Source organism: Halorubrum sp. CBA1125 (genome assembly GCF_009742825.1).
GTDB lineage: Archaea > Halobacteriota > Halobacteria > Halobacteriales > Haloferacaceae > Halorubrum.
Genome location: NZ_WPCE01000348.1, coordinates 1 through 1,485, shown reverse-complemented (window position 1 = coordinate 1,485; position 1,485 = coordinate 1). Strand labels below are relative to the sequence as shown.

Here is a 1,485-nt window from a genome sequence, read left to right as displayed (position 1 = left end):
GCGTCGCCGCGCTCGTCGTACGCCGTCTCGAACGCCTCGACGAGCGGGTCCGGGTCCGTCGCCGTCGCGCGCACCGCCCCCTCGAACACGTGGAGGTCCATGGCGTGGTCCTCGACGTGGCCCGTGTGGTAGCCGAGCCCGAAGTCGACGAGGAACGTCTCGGGGTCGCCGTCGGGGGCCACCCGGACGTTCCGCGTGGTCGGGTCGCCGTGGACGATGCCGGCGTCGTGGAGCCGCGCCAGGTGCCGGCCCACCGCGGCGGTCCACCGCGCGTCGAGGTCGGCCGCCAGGTCACGGTCGCCGACGTACTGGAGCGTCAGCGTCGCGTTCGCCACGTCGACGTCGTACACCAGCGGGGTCGGGACGCCGGCCCGCCGCGCCTCGCTCGTCAGGCGCGCCTCCGAGACGGTGCGGTCCCGCCGGAGGCTGCGATCGAGCGCCGGGTGGCGGTATCGCTTCGGGACGCGCCGCTTGATCACGCGGCGGTCGCCGTCACCGCCCACCACTTCGACCGTCGCCTCCGCGCCCCGTCGGTCGGTCTCGGCGGCCTCGAAGCGGTCGTCCTCGCCCCGCCCGCGCACCACGGACGCTCGTCGTCGCGCCACGTCACGGGCACCTGGTCCGGCCGGAAGTTCGGGTCGATAGCCGACTCGGCGATCGGGACCGTGTCGCCCGCTCGCGCCATCTTCGCGCCGAGCACGGCGATCATCCCCGCGTTGTCACGGAGGAAGCGGGGCTCCGGGGCGTAGAACGCGGCGCCGCGGGCCGCACACATCGACGCCAGCATCTCCCGGAGCCGCTCGTTCTGGGCGACGCCGCCGCCGACCAGGAGCTCGTCGGCACCCGTCAGCGACAGCGCCCGCTCCGAGACCTCTGTCAGCATCGCGAACACGTGCTCTTGCAGCGAGAAACAGATCTGCTCGACCGGGACTCCCTCGTCGTACGCGTCGTTGGCGGCGGAGCTGATCCCCGAAAACGAGAAGTCCATCCCCTTGACAACGTACGGGAGGTCGAGGAGGTCGACGGCGTCGAGATCGCGACCGTCTGCCGCGTCCGTCGCGGCTTCCCCCGCCGCCTCGGTCACCTTGACCGTCTCGGTCGTCTCGACCGCCTCAGTCGTCTTGGCCGCCTCGACCGCTTCGGCCGCCGCCGCCTCGACCTTCGGTCCGCCGGGGTGGCTCCAGCCGACGTGGCGGGTGAACTTGTCGATCGCGTTGCCGACGCCGGCGTCCATCGTCTCGCCGAGCACCCGGTACCGACCGCCGTGGTAGCCGAGCAGGTGCGCGTTCGCGCCCGAGGCGTTCAGACACACCGGGTTCTCGAACCCCGAGCGGTGCCGGCCGATCTCGAGGTGGGCGACCATGTGGTTGACGCCGACGAGCGGCACGTCGAGCGCCCCCGCGAGCGCCCGGGCAGCCGTCCCGACGGTGCGGAGACAGGGACCGAGCCCCGGGCCCCGCGAGAAGGCGACCGCGTCGACCGCGT

1 protein-coding gene and 1 pseudogene are annotated in these 1,485 nt (G+C 73.3%); both read right to left on the bottom strand.

Annotation, left to right across the window (positions count from 1 at the left end):
* On the bottom strand, positions 1–581 hold a 581-nt coding region (locus tag GJ633_RS18580; RefSeq protein WP_197431388.1), incomplete at its 3' end, for a KEOPS complex kinase/ATPase Bud32.
* Positions 476–1,485 (bottom strand): annotated as a pseudogene (locus tag GJ633_RS18040) (serine/threonine protein kinase); the annotation flags it as partial. The pseudogene GJ633_RS18040 and the gene GJ633_RS18580, both read right to left, overlap by 106 nt.